The organism is Propionivibrio sp. (assembly GCF_016790145.1).
Taxonomy (GTDB): domain Bacteria; phylum Pseudomonadota; class Gammaproteobacteria; order Burkholderiales; family Rhodocyclaceae; genus Propionivibrio.
The window spans coordinates 18,196-39,545 of record NZ_JAEUOI010000222.1 but is presented as its reverse complement, the minus strand read 5'-3'; the positions used below and the strand labels follow the sequence as shown (position 1 = coordinate 39,545).

The following is a 21,350-nucleotide window of genomic DNA, read 5'->3' as shown; positions in this document are numbered from 1 at the left end:
TCCTGCGCTTGCCATGCCAGAGGCCATTCCCGAAACCTGGGGTGGGGATTTGGCTACGCGTCCCAGGCTCACTGGCGACTGGGGTGGATTGCGAGATGAAATGGCCAAGAAAGGCATCGTGCTTGACGTTGATGCCTATTGGACACCACAAACCATCACGAGCGGCGGTCGGGATGCCGGCGGCAGTAACTGGGGCAACGCCATCGTTGCGCTGACGGTCGATACCGGGAAGTTGGGCCTGTGGCCGGGTGGCTATTTCAAGGTACAGACGATCAGCAGCTTCGGAAACAACCTGCTGTATGATTCCGGCGCCATGATTCCGGCAAACGAATTCTGGATGCTGCCGAACACCAAGCCCGATACCGGTATCCAGGAACTGACCTATACCCAGTTCTTCAGTCCGCAATTCGGCCTCCAGCTGGGCAAGATCAATACAATCGCCCCGACCAACCAGTTTCACGGCGACTATCGTACAGGGTTCCTGAATACCGCCCTCAATCTCCCGCTGGTAGCGGCACTGGTTCCGCTTTCGGCCTACGGCGCGTCTGTGCTGTACCTGCCCTCGCACGATATCACTGTAGCCGGGATGGTGCTTGATCCGAACGGCACCATTTTGGACGACAGTCTCAACAACGCCTTTAGCGATGGTGTCATGGCACTCTTGAGCGGCGATATCAAGATCAAGCCCTTCGGCCTGCCCGGCCACCAGAATCTGACATTTGCATGGAGCAACAAAGAGCGCCCCTCGCTGATCCAGGACCCGAGCAATATCGCGCGCTCATTGCTGACGGCGCGCTATCCCCGCCTGGGAAATCCCGGGCCAGTTCTGGTTGAGATACTCGAAAAGCAAGCGCCGGCGCTGCTCATTCCCACCCAGCCGCTGAACACGGAGAACGAAACCTGGGCCGCCGTCTATAGTTTCGAGCAGTATCTGTGGCAGCCGGAAGGGGAGTCGAAACGTGGTCTGGGGACATTTTTCAGCTTCGGCCTCAGCGACGGCAAGGCAAACCCGGTCAAATACAGTTATTCGCTGGGCCTCGTCGGCAAAGGCATCGTTCCCGGCAGACCCCATGACGAATTCGGGATCGGCTGGGCGCTCACTGAATTTAGCGACAATTTCATTCCCTATATGCGCGACACCTTTAATTTGGGGCTACACCGGGAAAGCGCTGTCGAGGTCTATTACAACTTCGCGGTGACGCCGTGGCTGAGCATAAGTCCGAGCTACCAGTACATCTCACCGGCGCTCGACAAGGTTCAAGATGGGAACGGCAACTTCAAGAATCTGGATAACACCCAGATTTTGGGCATTCGTGTTGGCCTGAGGTTCTGATTGTTGATTTTCACCAGACAAGGCTGATCGTCCAAGGGCAGATTGCTGCCGGATTCTGCACATTGAGTTAATGGCGGGATTGGCCGAGGACTTGTCATTGAGCAGTCGTCATGGACGGCTGCTCAACGCTGTTAGCTGCCATTTGACCTTCGAAACTTCCAGTGACCGCAAAGGGTCGATTCCGGAAGTAACCTGAAGTACCAACCGGACGTTCGAGCCGGCTTCCAGTGTTACGACCGCTGACCTCCCCATTGCAGCCGTTGGTAACACAGAGCCCCAATGACCGGATTGGCCGAAGAGCGGACCCGCCGATAAAAGCATCGAGCGACAAGTTTGAGGTCAGTTACCTGACGTTCGTGTCACCGCGTTTCACGTGCCTTGATGACTTCAAGTGGACAGCACTCATTCCGATGCTAGACAAGAATGGCGGATTACGTTTTGTATAGAGGCCAATGGTTTCATTTGTTGCGACAGTCAACCAGCGAGATACTCTGACTGGCTGGAATGGCTGATTATTTCGCTTGGAAATTGCTATGTATTCTGGACTGTGGCTGGCCGGCCTGGATTGCTTGGCATCAGTTTTGCTCGACGACAGAACGCTGATTTCCGTATATTTTCCGTACGGCAAGAAAATGGCAACTCGTATTCTTCTTAACTCTTTGATTTTTATGGTGGGCGGTACTGGGATCGAACCAGTGACCCCTGCCGTGTGAAGGCAGTGCTCTACCGCTGAGCTAACCGCCCGACAGAGGGACAGGATTTAACCACAACAGCGCCATACGGTCAATTTGCGTGCGCTTACCTTACAATACGCCCTTTCCGCTTTTCGGCCAGTGAACATGATCCGCACCCGTTTTGCCCCCTCCCCGACCGGCTTCCTGCACATCGGCGGCGCGCGTACCGCCCTTTTCTCCTGGGCCTTTGCCCGGCACCACGGCGGACAGTTCATTCTGCGCATTGAAGACACGGATGTTGCGCGTTCGACGCCGGAGGCAGTGCAGGCGATTCTCGACGGCATGCAGTGGCTCGGCCTGGCGCACGACGAAGGCCCGTTTTACCAGATGCAGCGCATGGATCGTTACCGGGCGGTGATCCAGACCATGCTGGCCGCCGGCACCGCCTACCCCTGCTACACGACGCCGGACGAACTCGAGCACATGCGCGAGGCGCAGCGCGCCAAGGGACTCAAGCCGCGTTACGACGGCACCTGGCGCCCGGAGCCCGGCAAGACGCTGCCGACGCCGCCGGCCGGCGCGCTGCCGGTGGTACGCTTCAGGAATCCGCTCGACGGTGTGGTGGCCTGGGATGACCTGGTCAAGGGCCGCATCGAGATTGCCAACGCCGAGCTCGACGATCTGGTGATCGCCCGTGCCGACGGTACGCCGACCTACAACTTCTGCGTCGTCGTTGATGACTGGGAGATGGGCATCACGCACGTCATCCGTGGCGACGACCATGTGAACAACACGCCGCGTCAGATCAACATCCTTACCGCGCTCGGCGCGCAGGTTCCGCTTTACGCGCACCTCTCGATGATTCTCGGCGACGACGGGCAGAAGCTGTCCAAGCGCCACGGTGCGGTGAGCGTGATGCAGTATGACGACGAAGGCTATCTGCCGGAAGCGGTGCTCAACTATCTGGCCCGCCTCGGCTGGTCGCACGGCGACGAGGAGGTGTTCTCGATGTCGCAGTTCTGCGCGTGGTTCGACCTCGACCACATCACGCCCTCGGCGGCGCAATTCAACACCGAGAAACTGAACTGGCTCAATGCCCACTACCTCAAGCAGGCCGACAACGAGCGTCTGGCGGCGCTGGTGCAGCCACGGCTCACCGCGCGCGACGTAAAGGTCAGCGCCTCGCCCTCGCTGGCGGCCATCAGCGGCCTCTACAAGGAGCGCGTGAGCAATCTGAACGAACTGGCCGATGCCGCCGAAGTGTTCTACATCGACCTGCACCCGAAGGCCGAGATTCTGGCGCAGCACCTGACGTCGGAAGCGCTGCCGGCGCTGGCCGATTTTGTCGCCGGCATCCACGAGGTGGCGTGGGATGCGGCAGCCATAAGCGCGCTGATCAAGACGTGTATCGGCAAGCACGGACTGAAGATGCCCCGGCTGGCGATGCCGCTGCGCGTGTTGCTGACCGGGCAGACGCAGACGCCTTCGGTCGACGCCCTGCTGGCCCTGTTTCCGCGCGAACTGGTGCTCAAGCGTCTGGCGGCGGCAGCGAGCAACTGAGCGGCTCCGGATACACTCTATCAAGGAAAAAGCGCTTTACAAGAGTTGGCCGTCTCCCTATAATGCGCCCTTCTTTCGAGCGGGGGTATAGCTCAGCTGGGAGAGCGCTTGCATGGCATGCAAGAGGTCCGCGGTTCGATCCCGCGTACCTCCACCAACAGGCCGAAAGAGAAATTAGTCCGGGTCCCCATCGTCTAGAGGCCTAGGACACTACCCTTTCACGGTAGGTACCGGGGTTCGAATCCCCGTGGGGACGCCAAGAACAGGCAGGGGTTGCCTGGCGCAACACGCCGCAACCCCTTGCTTTTGAGCAGTACTGGAGTGGTAGTTCAGTTGGTTAGAATACCGGCCTGTCACGCCGGGGGTCGCGGGTTCGAGTCCCGTCCACTCCGCCAACATAAAAAAGCCCTGAGTTTCAGGGCTTTTTTTATTCCCGCCAAACCTCAGAGGCCTGCGGCTGAAAAGACTCTGAAATTGCCGCCAGCCTCTGATGCGCTTACGAGCGTGCGCTATAATCGAGCGCTTGAATTCGGAACATTCGATCAGGCGATCCCGGCTAGTGCGGGACTGCCGCCCCGCTCTCCAGGCGGGCAAGCACAGGAATAACCGATGTTGCAAGGAATCAATTGTGTACTAGTTCGCATCGCGCGTATCGCCTGTATTGTTTTCCTGATGGCTGGTTGCGCAAGCGTTACGAAGGAAGCTGATCGTTCGCCCTCGGCGTCCTTTCCTGGCTCCGGAGCCGCTACCGACAGCACTCAATCGGGCACAACCGGATCGCGCTCTGGCAGCCAGGCGCAGGCAAAACAGACTTTTAGGCGCCAAACGCCTCTGCAGATACCGACGCCTGCCGACGGCAGCCTGCCGACCGTCGAACTCTCCGCGCCCGCCCAGTGGGCGCAGGCCATCGACCTGACCTACGAGTCGGACGATCTGTTTCAGCGGATGCGTAACGGGTTTTCGATGCCCGACATCAACAGTGATCTCGTTCTTTATCACCAGCAGTGGTATATGAACCGCCCGGAGAGTCTGCGCCGCATGGCCGATCGCAGCAGTCTCTACCTTTTCTATATTGTCGAGGAAATCGAAAAGCGCGGCATGCCGATGGAACTGGCGCTGTTGCCGATGGTCGAGAGCGCCTACAACCCGATGGCCTATTCGCGTGCCAAGGCTTCCGGTCTGTGGCAGTTCATTCCCTCCACCGGCAAACGCTACAACCTCGACCAGAACTGGTGGAAGGATGAGCGGCGCGACATTCTGGCCTCAACGACTGCGGCACTCGACTACCTGCAATCGATCTACGACATGCATGGCGACTGGCATCTGGCTCTGGCCTCTTACAACTGGGGAGAAGGCGCCGTTGGCCGGGCGGTCAACAAGAACGTGGTACTCGGTCTGCCCACCGATTACCTGAGCCTGACCATGCCGGGCGAAACCCGCAACTACGTACCCAAGCTGCAGGCCCTGAAGAATATATTCAGCAATCCGGCCCTGTTGATCGAACTCAAAATACCAAGGATTCCCAACCGCCCCTATTTCGGTACCGTCACCAAAACCTCAAATATCGACGTCAAGGTTGCCGCCAGGCTGGCGGACATGCCGGTTCAGGAATTCGTTGCACTCAACCCGGCGCATAACCGGCCGGTCATCAAGTCCGAGACGCCGATGGTGATTCCGGCGCACAAACTCGAAACTTTTATCACCAATCTCGAAGCGCATGAAGAAAGCAACAAACCGCTTTCCTCCTGGCAGTCCTACACCGTGCGCCCGGGCGACAAGCTGGAAAAGATCGCTCCACGCTTTGGCATGACGGTCGCCAATCTCAGGGAAGCCAACGGCATCACGGGGCGCATCAAGGTCAGTCCGGGACATACCTTGCTGGTCGCCGGACACGAAGGGGGAGAACCACTCAACATGGCCGCGCTGCCCGAGCAACCGCGACTTCCACAAGCAGACCCGGCACCGTCCAGTACAGCGAGTGCCGCAACTGTCCGCACGCATACGGTGCGCAAGGGCGAAACGCTGCCGGTTATCGCCAGGCGTTACGGCACGTCAGTCGCCGACCTGAAGCGCATCAATCATCTGCGCTCCGACAGGATCGCCGCAGGCACCCGTCTGGAGGTGGCTACGGCAAACAAGACGGCGGCAAAAAGCGAGGCCAGCCCGGCAAAGGCCGCTGACTCGCCGAAAAAATTGGCCAGCGCCCAGAAATCACCCAAGGTTATCCACTACACCATTCGTCGCGGCGACACGCTGGCCTCGATTGCCAGACACTTCAAAGTCGGCAAGGACGATCTGCTGCGCTGGAACCGCATCTCGCCCAACGCACTGACGCCGGGCAAGTCGCTGACCATCCAGCTTTCTCAAAATCCCTGATTATCCGGGTTCATTCAAAACAGATATTGCGAGCGGATCATGCGCTGTGCGGTCAAACGTCGGGTTACGCCCGTTGGGCTAACCCGACCTACGGACTTGCTTGCAGCATGTTGACGGTTTGCATGTGAGTGCTCTTGGCTGGAAAGCACTTAGGGAGCCGCTGAACAAGTGTAAAAACGTCTTTCCGACGGAAGCCGGAATCCAGAAAAATCAAGACACTGGATACCGGCTTCCACCTTGAAATTCATAGCCGGATTGCCGGCGTAGCGCAGCATCCTGCCCAGCGCGAAATTACCGATACAGGTGACAACGTACCGTATGGGACGCCGTCACGCGGCTCGTTTCGGGATAGCTGGCGCGGCAGGCTTCGCTGGCCTGCGGGCAACGCGGATGAAAGTGACAGCCGCCTGGCGGATTGGCCGGCGACGGGGTTTCTCCCGCCAGCCGGATGAATTCCGGCTGCGAAGTTTTGTTCTCTGCGAGGCGCGGGCTGGGTACGGCGGAAAGCAGCGCCTGCGTGTACGGGTGCTTTGGCGAACGCAGCACTTCATCCACCTGGCCGCGCTCGACAATGCGGCCGAGATACATGACCGCCACTTCATGCGCCAGATACTCGACCACCGCGAAGTTGTGGGTGATGAACAGGTAAGCCAGTCCGAGATCGTCCTGCAGCGTCTTGAGCAGATTGAGAATCTGCGCCTGTACCGAGACGTCGAGCGCCGAAGTAGGTTCGTCGCAAACGATCAGTTCCGGCTGTACGGCCAGCGCACGGGCAATCGCGATGCGCTGCCGCTGGCCACCGGAGAACTCGTGCGGATAGCGCAACGCGGAGGCCGGGTCGAGACCGACCTGTTGCAGCAACGCGGCGATGGCCACTTTCTTGTCCGTGACCTTATCCTGCGCTTTGACAGCGAGCGCACTCATGCCTTCGCCGATGATTTCGCCGACTGAAAAGCGCGGATTGAGCGAGGCAAACGGATCCTGAAAAATCATCTGCATTCGCCGACGCAGCGGACGCAGTTCGCTGCGCGTGAGGCCGTTGAGCTCGCGCCCCTCAAGCCGGACGCTGCCGCCAGTGGGCTGGATCAGTTGCAGGATCGCCTTGCCGACCGTGGTCTTGCCGCAACCCGACTCGCCGACCAGCGCCAGCGTGCGGCCACGCAGCAGTTCCAGCGCAACGGCGTCGACGGCCCTGACATGGCCCACGGTGCGTTGCAGGACACCGCGCCGGATCGGGAAGTGGACGAGTAGATTTTCTACGGTGAGGATTGAGGCGTCTGGAGTAAGGCGTGGTGAAGCAGGCGCATCGGCCTTTGCTTGACTGACGAGCGCCCGGCCTGGCTCGGCGAGCAGGTGACAGCGCACGCGGTGTCCGCCTCCGGCGTCATGCCAGCCCGGCGATTCGTCGCGACAGCGCGCCCAGGCGTACGGGCAGCGTTCGGCGAAGCGGCAGCCGCTCGGCATCGCCGACAGCGCCGGCACCTGACCGGCGATCGTTTCCAGCCGCCCGCCGCGCCGTGACATATCGGGCAGCGCGGCAAACAGTTTCTGCGTGTAGGGATGCAGCGGCGCGGCAAAGAAGGTGTAGCGCGGCGCTTCCTCGACGATCTCACCGGCATACATGACACCGACGCGATGCGCCATCTGCGCGACGACGCCGAGGTCATGGGTGATCAGCAACAGGCCCATCCCGCGCTCGGCTTGCAGGCGGCGCAAGAGATCGAGAATCTGTGCCTGGATGGTGACATCGAGCGCCGTTGTCGGCTCGTCGGCAATCAGCAGGCGCGGGTTGCCGGCCAGCGCCACGGCAATCATCACGCGCTGTTTCATGCCGCCGGAGAGCTGGAACGGGAACTCGTCGAGACGGCGCTGCGCGTCGGCAATGCCGACCGCATTGAGCAGCTCGAGCGCGCGCTGGCGCGCCGCTGCGCCGGTGAGCGCCACATGGCGCTCCAGGACCTCGCCGATCTGCCGGCCGACGGTGAGCACCGGGTTGAGACTGGTCGCCGGCTCCTGGAAGATCATCGCCATGCCGCCGCCGCGCACAGTGCGCATTTCGGATTCGGGCAACTGCAACAGATCGCGGCCGGCAAAGTTCACCTCGCCGCCGAGAATGCGCCCGGCGGCCGGCAGCAGACGCAGCAGCGACAGGGCGGTGGCCGACTTGCCGCAGCCCGACTCGCCAAGCAGCGCCAGCGTCTCACCGGCGCGCAGCGAAAAGTCGATGACGTCGACCGCCGCCAGCACCGTTCGCGTGCGCGCAAAGCCGCTGGCAAAGCCCATGCGCAGGCCGCGCACGCTCAGAATCAGTTCGCCGCCGCTCATGCCGCCCCCGCCAGTCGGGGATCGAAGGCGTCACGCACGGCGTCGGCAAGCATATTGGCAGCCAGCACCAGCGTGAACATGAAAACGAAAGCCGCCGCCAGCGACCACCAGACCATCGGCTCGCGCGCCAGCTCCATGCGTGCGTTGTTGATCATCGTGCCAAAGCTGATCATTGTCGGGTCGACGCCGATGCCGACATAGGAGAGCACCGCCTCGGCCAGCACCAGACTCGAAAAATCCATGACCAGCGCGATGATCACGATATGCATCAGGTTGGGCAGGATGTGACGCAGGATGATGCGCAGGTCGGAAACGCCAAAGGCCTGCGCGGCCTGGATGTATTCGAGCTCGCGCAGCTTGAGCGACTCGCCGCGCAGCAGGCGGCAGAGACCGGTCCAGCTCGTTACGCCGAGGATGAAGCAGAGGGCCAGCAGGCGCAGGTCGGCGCGCTCGGCGGCAGTGGCAAACCATTGCGGGTGGGTATCGATGACCACCTGCATCATGAGCACGGCTGCGGCGATCAGCAGCACGCCGGGAATCGAGCTGAGCGTGGTGTAGAGATACTGGATCAGGTCATCGACCCAGCCGCGAAAATAGCCGGCCAGGATGCCGAGCAGGATCGACAGCGGCAGCATCACCAGCGTCGTCACCAGCCCGATCACCAGCGCCGTGCGCACGCTCTTGAGCACCTGATAGAAGACGTCCTGCCCGACCTTGTCGGTACCGAACACGTGGTAATCGACACACAGCGCCAGCAGCACCATCGTCAGAAGCATCAGCACCCCCAGTGCGGCGAGCACGGCATTCCAGGCAAAATCCGTGTGGCCACGCCACAGACCGCGCCACACCTTGCGCACCAGGCAGGCCTCGCGGCGCGCCAGCCAATACGCGCAGCCCAGGGCCATGCTCCCCCACAGCACGCCGCCAAGCGCTACGGCGACCAGTACGCGACGGCCGACATCGGCATTGCGCTGAACCTCGTTATCGCCCAGATGCGCACCGCCGTGCTTCAGGCGCGGGAAATCGCGACTCTGCCTCATGACGCCATCGGCATCGCGCACATCGATCGATTCTTTGGCGTAGGCGCGCGTCGCCAGGGGTTCGGAATAGGTTTTTTCGTTGCGCGTGCGCAGCGGCGCCGCCACGGCATCGAGCAGCGATAACACTTCAATGGCATAGGCCAACGGCTGTTGTCCGACGTCCCCGTTCTCCCGGCTTTCGAGGCGGGGCCGGAAATGAATAGAGTCGAGCAGGCCGACCAGCACGAAGGCGATCAGCACCGTCGCCGCCGCCATTCCCGGTCGGCTGCGCCCAACCCGCTGCCAGGCCGCACGCAAGGGCGGGCTGCGCGACGACAGGACGCCGAGCCCGATCGCGGCCACCACCAGCAGCCAGATCAGCACGTCGGACCAGAGGATGACGGGGAGGAAACTCATGGAGGCCGCATCAGAACGAGTACGTCCACCGCAAAGGCGCAAAGCGGCATAGGGATCGCAAAGAAAGGCAGAGCAAGGTCAAGTCGAGAGACCCATGCGAATTTTTGAATGCCTTTCTTTGCGAAGCCATCGCGCCCTTTGCGTCTTTGCGGTAGATGTTGTGTTTATTCAAAGCGTATCCTCGGATCGACGAAGGTATAGGAGATGTCGGTGAGGATCAGACCGACGATGTAAAGCACCGAGCCGATGAAGACCATGGCGCGTACCACGGCGAAATCCTGCGCGTTGATGGCGTCGATGGTATAGCTGCCGAGCCCCGGAATGCCGAAGAAGGACTCGGTGAGCAGCGAGCCCATGAAGAGCAGCGGGATGACGACGACGACGCCGGTCAGGATCGGTATCATGGCGTTGCGCAGCACATGACGGAAGAGTACGGTCAGTTCGGAAAGCCCCTTGGCGCGCGCCGTGCGCACATAGTCCTTGCCGATTTCCTCAAGAAAAATGGTGCGGTACCAGCGCGCCGAGGTACCGATGCCGGAAATGACGCCGATCAGCACCGGCAGCAGCAGGAACTTCCAGGCATCCAGACCGCCACTGAAACCCGAGATCGGCACCAGTCGCCACAGCTTGCTGATCAGATACTGTCCGCCGATGATGTAGAAAAGCCCGGAAACCGACATCATCGCCACGCACAGCACGACGCCCCAGAAATCGAGCGGAGTGGCGCGGAAGAAGGCCAGCAGCAGGGCAAAGCTGATCGTCACGAACAGGCCGAGGATGAAGGTCGGCAGCGCGATGGCCAGCGACGGTCCCATGCGCGAGGTGATTTCCCTGGCGATGTCGCGCCCGTCCTCGGCGCGTCCGAAATCGCCGACAAACATGCGCGCCGACTTGGTGAACAGGATGGTGTCGGTCAGCACCCCGGCGCCTTCGGCCTGCGCGTTGATGAGCAGCGGCTTGTCGTAGCCGCGCTCGGCCTTCCACTTGGCAATGGCCTCGGGCGTGACGCGCTTCACCCCGAGTTGCATGCGCGCCATGTCGTCGGGCGTATTGACGACGAAGAACAGCGCAAAGGTGATGAGATTGACACCGATCAGGATCGGAATGGCATATATCAACCGGCGCAGGAGGTAAGCGAGCATGGAAGGGATTCTAGTTTTCGGTCATCAAGAAACCAATTGATTCGGAACGCCGTCATTCAAGCGCAAGCTGGAATCCAGTCGCCTGACATTTCTGGATTCCGGGTCAAGCCCGGAATGACGATTCTTCATTTAATCTACCTTTCCCTGGCTGCGTGCCGTGCCGCGTTCGCGGCGACGATAGCTGATCACTGCCGGCAGGAAAACCGATACCAGCAGTAGTGCACCGACCGCCAGCGGCCAGAGTACCGGATCGTTCCATTCCCGCCGCCGCTTTTCGCGCTCGGCCACATCAATGCGCTGGTACTTCAGGATGTTGTTGCCGACATCGGTCGGCTTGCGGTTATGCAGCCAGGACTGGCCCAGCGTATAGCTCTTCGGGTGAAAGCCGAAAATCCATGGCGCATCGTCCTGCAAAATCCGGTTCATGCGGGTGATGATCGACAGCCGCCGGGGAGAGTTTTCCATGTTCTTCATCTCGGCAAACAGGCTGTTGAAGGCGGGGCTGTCGTAGTTCGATGCATTTTCGCCGCCATGCGCGACCTTGCCTTCGGAACCGGCGAGCAGGAAAAAGAAGTTTTCCGGGTCGGGATAGTCGGCATTCCAGCCGAGATAGTAGAGCTGCACTGCGCCCTTGCGCAGCTTCTCCTGAAAGCGGTTGAAGTCGGTCGAGCGCACGACGAGCTGGATGTCGAGTCGGGCAAACTGGCGCGTCAGCCAGTCGAGCCGCGACTTGTCGCCCATGCCGCCGCTCGTGGTATCGAGGTTGAGCACCAGCGGTTCGCCGCTTTTGGCGTCACGGCCATCGGGCCAGCCGGCTTCGGCCAGCAGTTTTTTCGCCAACTCGATCGGTCGCCGCTGCGCCCGGCCATCGACCCAGGCGTAGACCACGGGATTGATTCCCGCCTCGCCTTCAAGAAACCCGAAGATACCGGGCGGCAAGGGGCTCATCGCGGCGATGCCGCGCCCGTTCATGAAGATCGAGATGAACTCCTCCTGATCGATGGCGATCGACAGCGCCTGACGCAGCTTGCTGTTGCGTTCAGCGTTTTTCCCGTCATTGCCGCCGACGACGGTATCGAGCATGTTGAAGCCCATGTAATACGTCGAGGCACGGACACTGGTCAGCAGGCGGATTCCCTTGCCACGCATTTCGTCCGATAGCATGACGTCGCCGCCGACGTTGACGCGTACCGCCTGGTCGAAACTGTCCGACGAAATACCCGAGGCGTCGTAGTAGCCCTGCAGGAACTTGTTCCAGTAGGGAATGCTTTCCTTCTCACGCGAGTAAATGGCCTTGTCGATCAGCGGCAGCGCCTTGCCGCAGTCGTCGAGCAGGCCGGCCGCCCGGTCTTCGGGTTCGCCGCTGCACGGATACGTTTCGCCGTGGAAATTGGGGTTGCGTTCCAGCACCATGCGCCGGTTCGGGTTGTTCTCGGTGAGCATGAAGGGGCCGGTACCGACCGGATACCAGTCGAGCGTGAGGTTCTTTTCGGCCATCCCCGGCAGCGCGTAGAAGCGGTCAGCCTCGCGCGGCACCGGGGCGAAAAAGGGCATCGCCAGCCAGTACAGGAACTGCGGATATTTGCCGCGCACCTTGATGCGGAAGGTATAAGGGTCGACGCGCGTGACACCTTCAAGCGCAAAGCGGTCAAGGTCGATCCAGTCGCCGGCAGGCAGGGTTTTGGCTTCGCGTTGCAGCGCTTCGCCAAGCTCCTTCAGACCGACGATGCGTTCGGCCATCATGCCGAAGATTGGCGAATGCAGGCGCGGATGGGCGAGCCGCTTGATCTCGTAGATGTAGTCGTCGGCAAGCAGTTCGCGTGTTCCCGTATGCGCGAAATCGGCAATCGTCTCGATTCCGCGCAGACTGCCTGGATCAGTACCGGAATAAATCGGCTGGCCGCTGTCATCGACGGCAAACGCCGGATGCGGCTGGTAGCGGATTCCTGGGCGCAGGCGGATCTCGTAGACGCTGTAGGCAATGTTTTCCGCTGCTGCATCGGCCGGCAGCGCCTTGCCCCTGGCGTCAAGATAGAGCGGCTCAGGAACCTGCTCGACGGTTGATGGAATCAGCGCATAGGGGCGCTTCAGATAGTGGTATTGCAGCGGCGGCTCGTAGATCTGCGCCGTGAAGGTGATCTCGTCCTCGGTGTACGACTGCACCGGGTCGAGGTGCTTGGGGCGATCGGTAAATGCCGAGTAGAGAATGTTCTTGCCGCGTTCGCTGGCCGGATAGGGGTCGTTCTGTTCGCTGCTGCAAGCGGCAAGCAGAATGCACAGGGACAGAAAGGCAAGGCGGAAAACGGACATAGGACGAAGTGTAACGCGAAGCAGCAGAAGCTTGATGGTTGCGGGCAATTTCAGAAGTTAAAATCAACGCAGAGGCACAAAGCTGAGGCGAAGAAAAACGAGGGTCGGTATTTGCGGGAAATTCACCTATAATGCATGCTCTTGCTGACCTTAAGCGTCATACCCAAAAACAAGTAAAGCTACGGAAAAACCCATGGGATTCCTCACAGACAAGCGCATTCTGATAACCGGAGTGCTGTCGAAGCACTCGATCGCCTACGGCATCGCCAAGGCCTGCCATCGTGAAGGTGCAACGCTGGCCTTTACCTACCAGAACGATCGTTTCCTTGATCGCATCAACAAATTCGCCGCCGAATTCGACAGCACCCTGGTTTTCAGGTGCGACGTCTCCGACGATGCCCAGATCGACAAACTCTTTGCCGATCTGGCGACACACTGGCAAGGCCTTGACGGGCTGCTGCATTCGATTGCTTATGCCCCCACCGAGGCCATCGAGGGTGACTTTCTCGACGGCATCTCGCGCGAATCGTTCCGCATTGCCCACGATGTTTCTTCCTACAGCTATCCGGCACTGGTCAAGGCCGCACGCCCACTGCTGCTGAAAGGCAACAAGGCGGCCGTGCTTGCGCTTTCCTACCTGGGTGCGGAGCGCACCATGCCGAACTACAACACCATGGGGCTGGCCAAAGCCAGCCTCGAAGCGGCGACGCGCTATCTGGCCTTCTGCCTCGGGCCCCAGGGCATTCGCGCCAATGCCATTTCAGCCGGTCCGATCAAGACGCTGGCGGCTTCCGGCATCGGCAATTTCGGCAAACTGCTGGCCTATAACGCCCACAATGCCCCCTTGCGGCGCAACATAACGATCGACGAAGTCGGGAACGCGGCAGCGTTCATGCTCTCCGATCTGGCCAGTGCCATTACCGGCGAAATCATGTACGTCGATGGCGGACTGAATACCACCGCACTCGGCAACGCCGATCCTCTGCCCTGAGATTTATCAAGACGAAACCGGCGATTTTTCCCGCCGGCGTTGGTAGGTTTGTATCGTGCTCCAGTTTTTTTACTGTCGCTCTTTTGAGGCTAGTGCTGCCGTGTTGATATTGATCTTGTAGCGCATGCGCAGTCCAGCAAGATACGCCGCCAATTCCTCCTGGCCAACCAGCGCACCATATTCACGCTGCATCTCATGGCGCGCTTTCTCATCGATTTTTTCCGGATGGCTGACCTTTACAATCTTGTAGAGCATGTAGCTGCCGTCATCCCCGGCGCCGACATACGCCGGCAGATTCTGGACATCGGCCTTGAACAGGGCCTGCAAGGCCGCCGGTGGCAACTGGCGACTCTGCATGCGTGAAGCGCTCTTGACCGGCGACCAGGCCAGTTTGTCCTCGCCACCTTTTTTCAACTCGGCCAGCCTGGCTTCGCCGGAACTCCTGGCCAGTGCGGCTACTTCCCGCAACTTCAGCAGCTTCTCTATATCGGCTTTGACGGTATCGAATGGCTTGCTGGCCGCCGGCACGTACTCAAGCACGCGCGCGGCGAGCAGCGTGTTAGGCGCAATTTCGACGGCTTCGGTATTTCGCCTGTTCTTCACGGCATCCTCGGCAAAGAGCGCGGAGAGTATTTTTTCGTTGGCCAATGGTCCGAGTGTGGCCATGACTTTCGGATCAGGTTTTTTTGGCAACCAGGCGGACTGCTGGATTTTCAGCTTGAACTTCTCGGCCACCGGCTGCAGGCTGTCCGACTGCTCGTAGACCATGTTGGTGAACACCTCGGCCGCCTCGGCAAATTTTCGCGAAGCGGCCTGACGTTTCAGTTCCGCCTCGATTTCGGGGCGAGCCTCCTCGATCGAACGCAGCTTGCCGGCCTTGATGCCGGTAACCTTGATGATGTGATAGCCGAATTCGGATTGCACCAGACCGGAAATCTCACCTTCCTTCTGCTTGAAGACGCTGTCGTCAAAGGCCTTGACCATCATGCCGCGGCTAAAGAAACCAAGGTCACCGCCCTTTTCGGCGGAGCCGGGGTCCTGCGAATACTGTTTGGCCAGTTCGGCAAATTTCATGGGTGATTTGTTTACCTCCTTGAGCACTTCTTCCGCCTTGGCTCTTGCTTTTTTCTTGTCCGTGTCCGCATCGGTCATGATCAGAATATGGCTAGCCCGCCGCTCCTCGGCCTGCTCGTAGCGCTCCTTGTGGCTGTCGTACCAGGCCTTGACCTCGCCATCAGCGAGCGTGACCTGCCCAAGGATCGTGTCAAGCGACAATACCAGATACTCGGCCTTGACCTGTTCCGGCACTTCGAACAGGGCCTTGTTGTCTTCGTAGAAATTCTGCACCGCCGAGGTCTCGATCTTGACCTTGTCGGCAAATTGCTCGGGAGCAATCCGGAACTCGCTGAACTGGCGCTCCTCGGACTGCATGCGCAACATGGCATCTACCTGGGTCTGTGAAACAAAAGCTGCATCGCCGACGGCCCCGATCAGTTGCTGAAGCGTCAAATCCTGTCGCAGTCTGGCCTCGAACTGCGGCCGTGACATGCCCTGGGCACGCAATGCCGATTCGTAGCGCTCCATTGAAAACTGACCGTTCTCCTGTAGCGAGGGGATTTTGCTGATGACTTCGCGCAAGACATCGTCACTGGTCTGCAAGCGGTTCTTTCCCGCCTCAAGCAGCAACAGGCGTTGATCAACCAGCGAGTCAAGGACAGCCAGCTTCGCTTCAGGCGAATTCATCATTTCCGGCTTGTAATTTGCGCCAAGCGCCTGACGCATTTGATCCTGGCGCTCACGCAAGGCCTGCTCAAACTGGGGAATGGTGATTTTCGTATCACCGACGCTGGCCAGGTCACTCCCCGCCCCCGAGTTCCTGACGTAGGAATCAACACCGAAGAAGGCAAATGGCAAAGCAATGAGCGCAAGAAATATTTGAACGATTTTCTTGTTGTTGCGTATGGCGTCGAACATGGTGATTGCCCGCTAGGTCAATTGGAATATCAAAACAAAAAAGGCGAACTCTCGTTCGCCTTCCGGTAGTGGCGGAGTGGACGGGACTCGAACCCGCGACCCCCGGCGTGACAGGCCGGTATTCTAACCAACTGAACTACCACTCCCAAGGTGTCATCAGGAAATATTTTACGAAAGAAAGCACATTGATCTACATCTCTGGTGGGTGCTGACGGGCTCGAACCGCCGACATCCAGCTTGTAAGGCTAGCGCTCTACCAACTGAGCTAAGCACCCAAACGGCTACTGAAGCACAAAGCCTGTCAGTTTACAGCATCCTTGAGGCCTTTGCCAGGGCGAAACTTCGGCACTTTTGCTGCCTTGATCTTGATTGATGCGCCAGTGCGCGGGTTACGTCCACTCCGGGCCGCGCGCTTGCTCAGATAAAAAGTCCCGAATCCAACCAGTGTTACCATGCCACCCTTCTTGAGGGAGGTCTTCACGGCAGCAATGGTTGCATCGAGTGCGCGACCGGCGGCAGCCTTGGACAGATCAGCAGACTTGGCGATTTGATCAATCATTTCAGATTTATTCACGATGTCCCCTTGGATTGATTATGGAAGAACAGGAAGCCCTGTACCGCTCTTATAACAAGGCTGAAAACCTTGTGTCAAGGGGATTCTGGAAGATTTCGCTGCACCCGAAAAGGTGTAAGCATGCCGTAAGTTTTATTCAATCGTACTTTTATATTTAATCAATGGGTAACGATGGATTGTGCAGACGCGTTCTCGCTTCCTGCACCAACTGCGGGCGTGGTTTCTTCTTCCGGCAAGGCCACAGGCAAACGCTCAAGCGCCAGTTCAAGCACCTGATCAATCCACTTGACCGGGATGATTTCCAGTTTGTTCTTGATGTTGTCCGGAATCTCGGCGAGATCCCGCACATTCTCCTCGGGAATCAGCACACGTCCGAGGCCGCCACGTACAGCGGCCAGGAGTTTTTCCTTGAGCCCGCCAATCGGCAGGACTTCGCCGCGCAAGGTTATCTCGCCGGTCATCGCCACATCGCAACACACCGGTATACCCGACAGCACCGAGACCATCGCCGTGCAGATACCGACCCCCGCCGAAGGACCATCCTTGGGAATGGCACCTTCCGGCAAGTGAATGTGAATGTCGCTCTTCTGATAAAAATCGTCGGCAATGCCCAATGAGCGTGAGCGCTTTCTGACCACCGACAATGCGGCCTGAATCGATTCCTGCATCACCTCACCGAGCTTTCCGGTGGTAATCGTCTTGCCCTTGCCGGGCAGCACGACCGCTTCGATGGTCAGCAACTCGCCGCCCACTTCGGTCCATGCCAGGCCGGTAACCTGCCCGATCTGGTTTTCACGTTCGGCCATGCCGAAATTGTAACGGCGAACACCAAGGAACTTGTCTAGATTGCGCGCACTGACCGCAAGCCGCTTCTGGCTCTTTTTGAGCAGTAGGGTCTTCACGACCTTGCGGCAGATCTTCGAGATATCCCGCTCAAGAGCACGCACCCCGGCTTCGCGGGTGTAGTAGCGAACGATGTCCCGCAAGGCGCTTTCGGCCACCGTCAGCTCGGTCTTTTTCAGGCCGTTGCTCTTCATCTGCTTGGGCAGCAGATATCGATGGGCGATGTTGATCTTCTCGTCCTCGGTGTACCCGGAGAGGCGAATCACTTCCATTCGATCAAGCAGGGGAGCCGGGATATTCAGCGTATTGGCCGTGGCCACGAACATTACTTCCGAGAGGTCGTATTCGACTTCTACGTAGTGATCGACGAAAGTTGAATTCTGCTCGGGATCAAGCACCTCGAGCAGCGCCGAACTCGGGTCGCCACGGAAGTCCTGGCCCATCTTGTCGACTTCGTCGAGCAGGAAAAGCGGATTCTTGACCGCCACCTTGGTCATGTTCTGCAGGATCTTTCCCGGCATCGAACCGATGTAGGTGCGACGGTGACCCCGAATCTCGGCTTCGTCACGCACGCCACCGAGGCTCATGCGAACGAACTTGCGCCCGGTCGCGCTGGCGATCGACTGGCCAAGGGAAGTCTTGCCAACTCCCGGAGGCCCGACCAGACAGAGAATGGGTGCCTTCAACTTGTCCACGCGCTGTTGCACGGCGAGATACTCGATGATGCGTTCCTTGACCTTCTCCAGTCCCCAGTGATCCCGGTCGAGAACCTTGCCGGCCTCGGCCAGATCCTTGCTGATACGCGTCTTCTTGCGCCACGGCAGGTTGATCAGCGTCTCGATGAAATTGCGCACGACGGAGGCTTCGGCCGACATCGGTGACATCAGTTTGAGTTTCTTGAGTTCCGACTGCGCCTTGGTCAGACCTTCCTTGCTCATGCCGGCGGCTTTGACCTTCTTTTCAAGTTCGTCGAAATCGGCTCCCTCTTCGCCTTCGCCCAATTCCTTCTGAATCGCCTTGACCTGCTCGTTGAGGTAATACTCGCGCTGGCTCTTTTCCATCTGGCGCTTGACGCGACCACGGATGCGCTTCTCGACCTGCAGAATGTCGATTTCAGTTTCAAGTTGTGAGAGCAGTTGCTCGATACGCGGGCGAATCCCGAACATCTCAAGCACTTCCTGCTTCTGCTCAATCTTGAGCGGCAAGTGTGCAGCGATGGTGTCGGCCAGGCGACCGGCTTCTTCGATACTGGCAATCGAGGTCAGGATTTCCGGTGGAATTTTCTTGTTGAGCTTGACGTACTGGTCAAACTGCGAGATCACCGCGCGGCGCAGGCCTTCGACTTCGTGATCGACCCCGTCTTCTTCTGCCAGCGGACGCGCCGAAGCGACAAACATTTCATCGCGGGATTCAATAGAGTCAACATGCGCACGCTGCGTGCCCTCGACCAGTACCTTGACGGTGCCGTCGGGCAACTTCAACATTTGCAGAATATTGGCCACACAGCCGATGCTGTAAAGATCCTCGGCTTCGGGCTCGTCCTTGACGGCCGACTTCTGCGCGACCAGCAGGATCGCCTTGCCGGCTTCCATGGCGACTTCAAGCGCCTTGATCGACTTGGGCCGCCCGACAAAGAGCGGGATCACCATGTGCGGAAAAACCACCACGTCGCGCAGGGGCAGCAAGGGCAGTTCAACGGGCTCGGCAGAGAGGGGAAGATTGGTGGGCATCAATTTGCTCGATTGGTGAGATTCAATTCCCGAAATGGGGGCATGAAGCAATATTTCAAGCCGCAGGTGGCGGCCACACGCTTCAGTTGGAAATCAGTTGGAACCCGAAACCTTGGGCTGATCGGCGTAGATCAGAATCGGCTTGGCATCACTGCTGATCATGTTCTCGTCAATGACCACCTTTGAGACATTCTCCATGCCCGGAAGTTCGTACATGGTATCGAGCAGCACCGATTCAAGAATCGAACGCAGGCCGCGCGCGCCGGTCTTGCGTTCAAGCGCACGCTTGGCTATGGCGGTCATCGCGGCCGGACGAATTTCGAGCTCGACGCCTTCCATCGAGAACAGCTTCTGATATTGCTTGACAAGAGCATTCTTCGGTTCGATGAGAATTTGTACCAGGGCCTCGGTGGATAGTTCCTCCAGCGTGGCAATCACCGGCAGACGGCCGATCAGTTCGGGTATCAGACCGAATTTGATCAGGTCTTCAGGTTCGACCGTGCGCAACACTTCGCCGATCGCCTTCTTGTCATCCTTGCTCTTCACCTCGGCGCCAAAGCCCATGCCGCCGCGCTCGGAGCGATTGCGGATGACTTTCTCCAGTCCGTCGAAGGCACCACCGCAAAGAAAGAGAATATTGGTCGTGTCAACCTGCACGAAATCCTGATTCGGATGCTTGCGCCCGCCCTGCGGCGGCACCGAAGCGACCGTTCCTTCGATCAGCTTGAGCAAGGCCTGCTGCACGCCTTCGCCTGACACATCGCGCGTAATCGAGGGGTTATCCGACTTGCGCGAAATCTTGTCGATCTCGTCGATATAGACGATGCCCTGCTGTGCTTTTTCGGTGTCGTAATCGCACTTCTGCAACAGTTTCTGGATGATGTTCTCGACATCTTCGCCGACATAACCGGCTTCGGTCAGCGTCGTTGCATCGGCCATCACGAAAGGCACATTGAGCATGCGCGCCAGCGTTTGCGCCAGCAGCGTCTTGCCGGAACCGGTCGGCCCGATGAGCAGAATGTTGCTCTTGGCCAGTTCGATGTCGTCGTTTGCCTTGCCGCGATGACGCAGCCGCTTGTAGTGGTTATACACCGCCACCGACAGAATCCGCTTGGCCGGTTCCTGCCCGATCACGTACTGATCAAGCAAGCCTGAAATCTCTTTCGGTGTCGGCAGATCGCTCTTGGCGACCTTGCCGCCCTGGTCGGCGGAAATCTCGTCGCGAACGATATCGTTGCACAGCTCGATGCACTCGTCACAGATAAACACCGACGGCCCGGCGATGAGCTTTTTCACCTCATGCTGGCTCTTGCCGCAGAATGAACAATAGAGCAATTTTTCGCTGCCGCTTTTCTTTTCAGCCATCTCGGCCTACCTCATTTCAAGTGGCGATTGATTCAATCCTGAAACCAAACCCGAAGTCAGATTGCTTCACGGCTGACCAACACCTTGTCGATCAACCCGTATTCTGCCGCTTCCTGAGCCGAAAGGAAATTATCACGGTCGGTGTCCCGTTCGATTCGCTCAATCGGTTGCCCGGTATGATGCGCCATGATCTCATTGAGTTTGGCGCGCAAGGCGAGAATCTCCTTGGCGTGAATGGCAATATCCGAGGCCTGCCCCTGAAAACCACCCATCGGCTGATGAATCATCACGCGAGAATTGGGCAGAGCGAAACGCTTGCCTTTCATTCCGGCCGTCAGCAGGAAGGCCCCCATCGAGCAGGCCTGCCCCATGCACAGTGTCGACACATCGGGCTTGATGAACTGCATGGTATCGTAAATCGACATTCCAGCCGACACCGACCCGCCCGGCGAATTGATATAAAAGTGGATGTCCTTGTCCGGATTCTCGGCTTCGAGGAAGAGAAGCTGCGCAACGACCAGATTGGCGGTGATGTCATTGACCGGCCCAACCAGAAAAATGACGCGCTCCTTGAGCAGGCGCGAGTAGATGTCGTAAGCCCGCTCGCCACGTCCGCTTTGCTCGATAACCATCGGCACCATACCCAGCGCCTGCGGATCCCAGCCGTTTTCGAATTCCGAATGATTCTGTTTCATGCGAGCTCCTTGTAATGCCTTC

At 59.0% G+C, this 21,350-nt stretch carries 13 protein-coding genes and 6 tRNA genes; 7 read left to right on the top strand and 12 right to left on the bottom strand.

Features of this window, described 5'->3' with window-relative positions; genetic code table 11:
• Positions 1-100: 100 nt before the first annotated feature.
• A complete protein-coding gene (locus JNM42_RS18055; protein WP_294273541.1) occupies positions 101-1,333 on the top strand; it encodes a carbohydrate porin in 1,233 nt (410 codons plus the stop codon).
• A gap of 669 nt (positions 1,334-2,002) precedes the next feature.
• Here the strand turns inward: JNM42_RS18055 and JNM42_RS18050 are convergent.
• A tRNA-Val gene (locus JNM42_RS18050) sits at positions 2,003-2,077 on the bottom strand.
• Positions 2,078-2,172: 95 nt separating this feature from the next.
• Here JNM42_RS18050 and gltX point away from each other — a divergent pair.
• The 5 genes from gltX to JNM42_RS18025 all read left to right on the top strand — a co-directional run bounded on the left by gltX (position 2,173) and on the right by JNM42_RS18025 (position 5,943).
• Complete coding sequence (gene gltX, locus JNM42_RS18045; RefSeq protein WP_294273540.1) at positions 2,173-3,567, top strand: glutamate--tRNA ligase; 1,395 nt, start codon at positions 2,173-2,175, stop codon at positions 3,565-3,567.
• A gap of 81 nt (positions 3,568-3,648) precedes the next feature.
• Positions 3,649-3,724, top strand: a tRNA-Ala gene (locus JNM42_RS18040).
• Positions 3,725-3,750: 26 nt separating this feature from the next.
• A tRNA-Glu gene (locus JNM42_RS18035) sits at positions 3,751-3,826 on the top strand.
• A gap of 59 nt (positions 3,827-3,885) precedes the next feature.
• A tRNA-Asp gene (locus JNM42_RS18030) sits at positions 3,886-3,962 on the top strand.
• 214 nt (positions 3,963-4,176) lie between these two features.
• Entirely contained in the window at positions 4,177-5,943 is a 1,767-nt protein-coding gene (locus JNM42_RS18025) for a LysM peptidoglycan-binding domain-containing protein (RefSeq protein ID WP_294273537.1), read from the top strand.
• 291 nt (positions 5,944-6,234) lie between these two features.
• On the opposite strand, the gene JNM42_RS18020 is transcribed toward JNM42_RS18025, so the two are convergent.
• The 4 genes from JNM42_RS18020 to JNM42_RS18005 form a co-directional block, all read right to left on the bottom strand.
• Complete coding sequence (locus tag JNM42_RS18020; protein WP_294273534.1) at positions 6,235-8,268, bottom strand: ABC transporter ATP-binding protein; 2,034 nt, start codon at positions 8,266-8,268, stop codon at positions 6,235-6,237.
• Positions 8,265-9,704, bottom strand: coding sequence for an ABC transporter permease (locus JNM42_RS18015; RefSeq protein ID WP_294273531.1), 1,440 nt, complete (start codon positions 9,702-9,704; stop codon positions 8,265-8,267). The genes JNM42_RS18020 and JNM42_RS18015 overlap by 4 nt, the downstream gene beginning before the upstream one ends.
• A 164-nt stretch (positions 9,705-9,868) precedes the next feature.
• Positions 9,869-10,846 (bottom strand): ABC transporter permease, encoded by a 978-nt coding sequence (locus tag JNM42_RS18010; protein WP_294273528.1) that lies wholly within the window; start codon positions 10,844-10,846, stop codon positions 9,869-9,871.
• Positions 10,847-10,975: 129 nt separating this feature from the next.
• Complete coding sequence (locus JNM42_RS18005; RefSeq protein WP_294273525.1) at positions 10,976-13,156, bottom strand: ABC transporter substrate-binding protein; 2,181 nt, start codon at positions 13,154-13,156, stop codon at positions 10,976-10,978.
• Positions 13,157-13,349: 193 nt separating this feature from the next.
• Between JNM42_RS18005 and fabI the strand changes: the two genes are divergently transcribed.
• The gene (gene fabI / locus JNM42_RS18000) at positions 13,350-14,147 is read left to right on the top strand and encodes an enoyl-ACP reductase FabI (RefSeq protein ID WP_294273522.1); all 798 of its coding nucleotides are present in this window, start codon (positions 13,350-13,352) and stop codon (positions 14,145-14,147) included.
• A 69-nt stretch (positions 14,148-14,216) separates the two neighbouring features.
• Here the strand turns inward: fabI and JNM42_RS17995 are convergent, their stop codons facing one another.
• From JNM42_RS17995 to clpP, 7 genes are all read right to left on the bottom strand, one after another.
• Positions 14,217-16,121 (bottom strand): SurA N-terminal domain-containing protein, encoded by a 1,905-nt coding sequence (locus tag JNM42_RS17995; RefSeq protein WP_294273519.1) that lies wholly within the window; start codon positions 16,119-16,121, stop codon positions 14,217-14,219.
• A gap of 69 nt (positions 16,122-16,190) precedes the next feature.
• Positions 16,191-16,267, bottom strand: a tRNA-Asp gene (locus tag JNM42_RS17990).
• Positions 16,268-16,320: 53 nt separating this feature from the next.
• Positions 16,321-16,396: transfer RNA gene (locus tag JNM42_RS17985), tRNA-Val, on the bottom strand.
• Positions 16,397-16,422: 26 nt separating this feature from the next.
• Entirely contained in the window at positions 16,423-16,695 is a 273-nt protein-coding gene (locus tag JNM42_RS17980; RefSeq protein ID WP_294273513.1) for an HU family DNA-binding protein, read from the bottom strand.
• Positions 16,696-16,853: 158 nt separating this feature from the next.
• The gene (gene lon / locus JNM42_RS17975) at positions 16,854-19,268 is read right to left on the bottom strand and encodes an endopeptidase La (RefSeq protein WP_294273508.1); all 2,415 of its coding nucleotides are present in this window, start codon (positions 19,266-19,268) and stop codon (positions 16,854-16,856) included.
• A gap of 93 nt (positions 19,269-19,361) precedes the next feature.
• A complete protein-coding gene (gene clpX, locus JNM42_RS17970; RefSeq protein ID WP_294273505.1) occupies positions 19,362-20,633 on the bottom strand; it encodes an ATP-dependent Clp protease ATP-binding subunit ClpX in 1,272 nt (423 codons plus the stop codon).
• Positions 20,634-20,689: 56 nt separating this feature from the next.
• Positions 20,690-21,328, bottom strand: a complete 639-nt coding sequence (gene clpP / locus JNM42_RS17965; RefSeq protein WP_294273502.1) for an ATP-dependent Clp endopeptidase proteolytic subunit ClpP — start codon at positions 21,326-21,328, stop codon at positions 20,690-20,692.
• Between the last annotated feature and the right edge of the window lie 22 nt (positions 21,329-21,350).

Excerpts from the sequence above, each read along its gene's own strand:
- JNM42_RS18055 (WP_294273541.1), top strand. The coding sequence starts at position 101 with ATGGCCAAGAAAGGCATCGTGCTTGACGTTGATGCCTATTGGACACCA.
- gltX (WP_294273540.1), top strand. The coding sequence starts at position 2,173 with ATGATCCGCACCCGTTTTGCCCCCTCCCCGACCGGCTTCCTGCACATC.
- JNM42_RS18025 (WP_294273537.1), top strand. The coding sequence starts at position 4,177 with ATGTTGCAAGGAATCAATTGTGTACTAGTTCGCATCGCGCGTATCGCC.
- JNM42_RS18020 (WP_294273534.1), bottom strand. The coding sequence starts at position 8,268 with ATGAGCGGCGGCGAACTGATTCTGAGCGTGCGCGGCCTGCGCATGGGC.
- JNM42_RS18015 (WP_294273531.1), bottom strand. The coding sequence starts at position 9,704 with ATGAGTTTCCTCCCCGTCATCCTCTGGTCCGACGTGCTGATCTGGCTG.
- JNM42_RS18010 (WP_294273528.1), bottom strand. The coding sequence starts at position 10,846 with ATGCTCGCTTACCTCCTGCGCCGGTTGATATATGCCATTCCGATCCTG.
- JNM42_RS18005 (WP_294273525.1), bottom strand. The coding sequence starts at position 13,156 with ATGTCCGTTTTCCGCCTTGCCTTTCTGTCCCTGTGCATTCTGCTTGCC.
- fabI (WP_294273522.1), top strand. The coding sequence starts at position 13,350 with ATGGGATTCCTCACAGACAAGCGCATTCTGATAACCGGAGTGCTGTCG.
- JNM42_RS17995 (WP_294273519.1), bottom strand. The coding sequence starts at position 16,121 with ATGTTCGACGCCATACGCAACAACAAGAAAATCGTTCAAATATTTCTT.
- lon (WP_294273508.1), bottom strand. The coding sequence starts at position 19,268 with ATGCCCACCAATCTTCCCCTCTCTGCCGAGCCCGTTGAACTGCCCTTG.
- clpX (WP_294273505.1), bottom strand. The coding sequence starts at position 20,633 with ATGGCTGAAAAGAAAAGCGGCAGCGAAAAATTGCTCTATTGTTCATTC.
- clpP (WP_294273502.1), bottom strand. The coding sequence starts at position 21,328 with ATGAAACAGAATCATTCGGAATTCGAAAACGGCTGGGATCCGCAGGCG.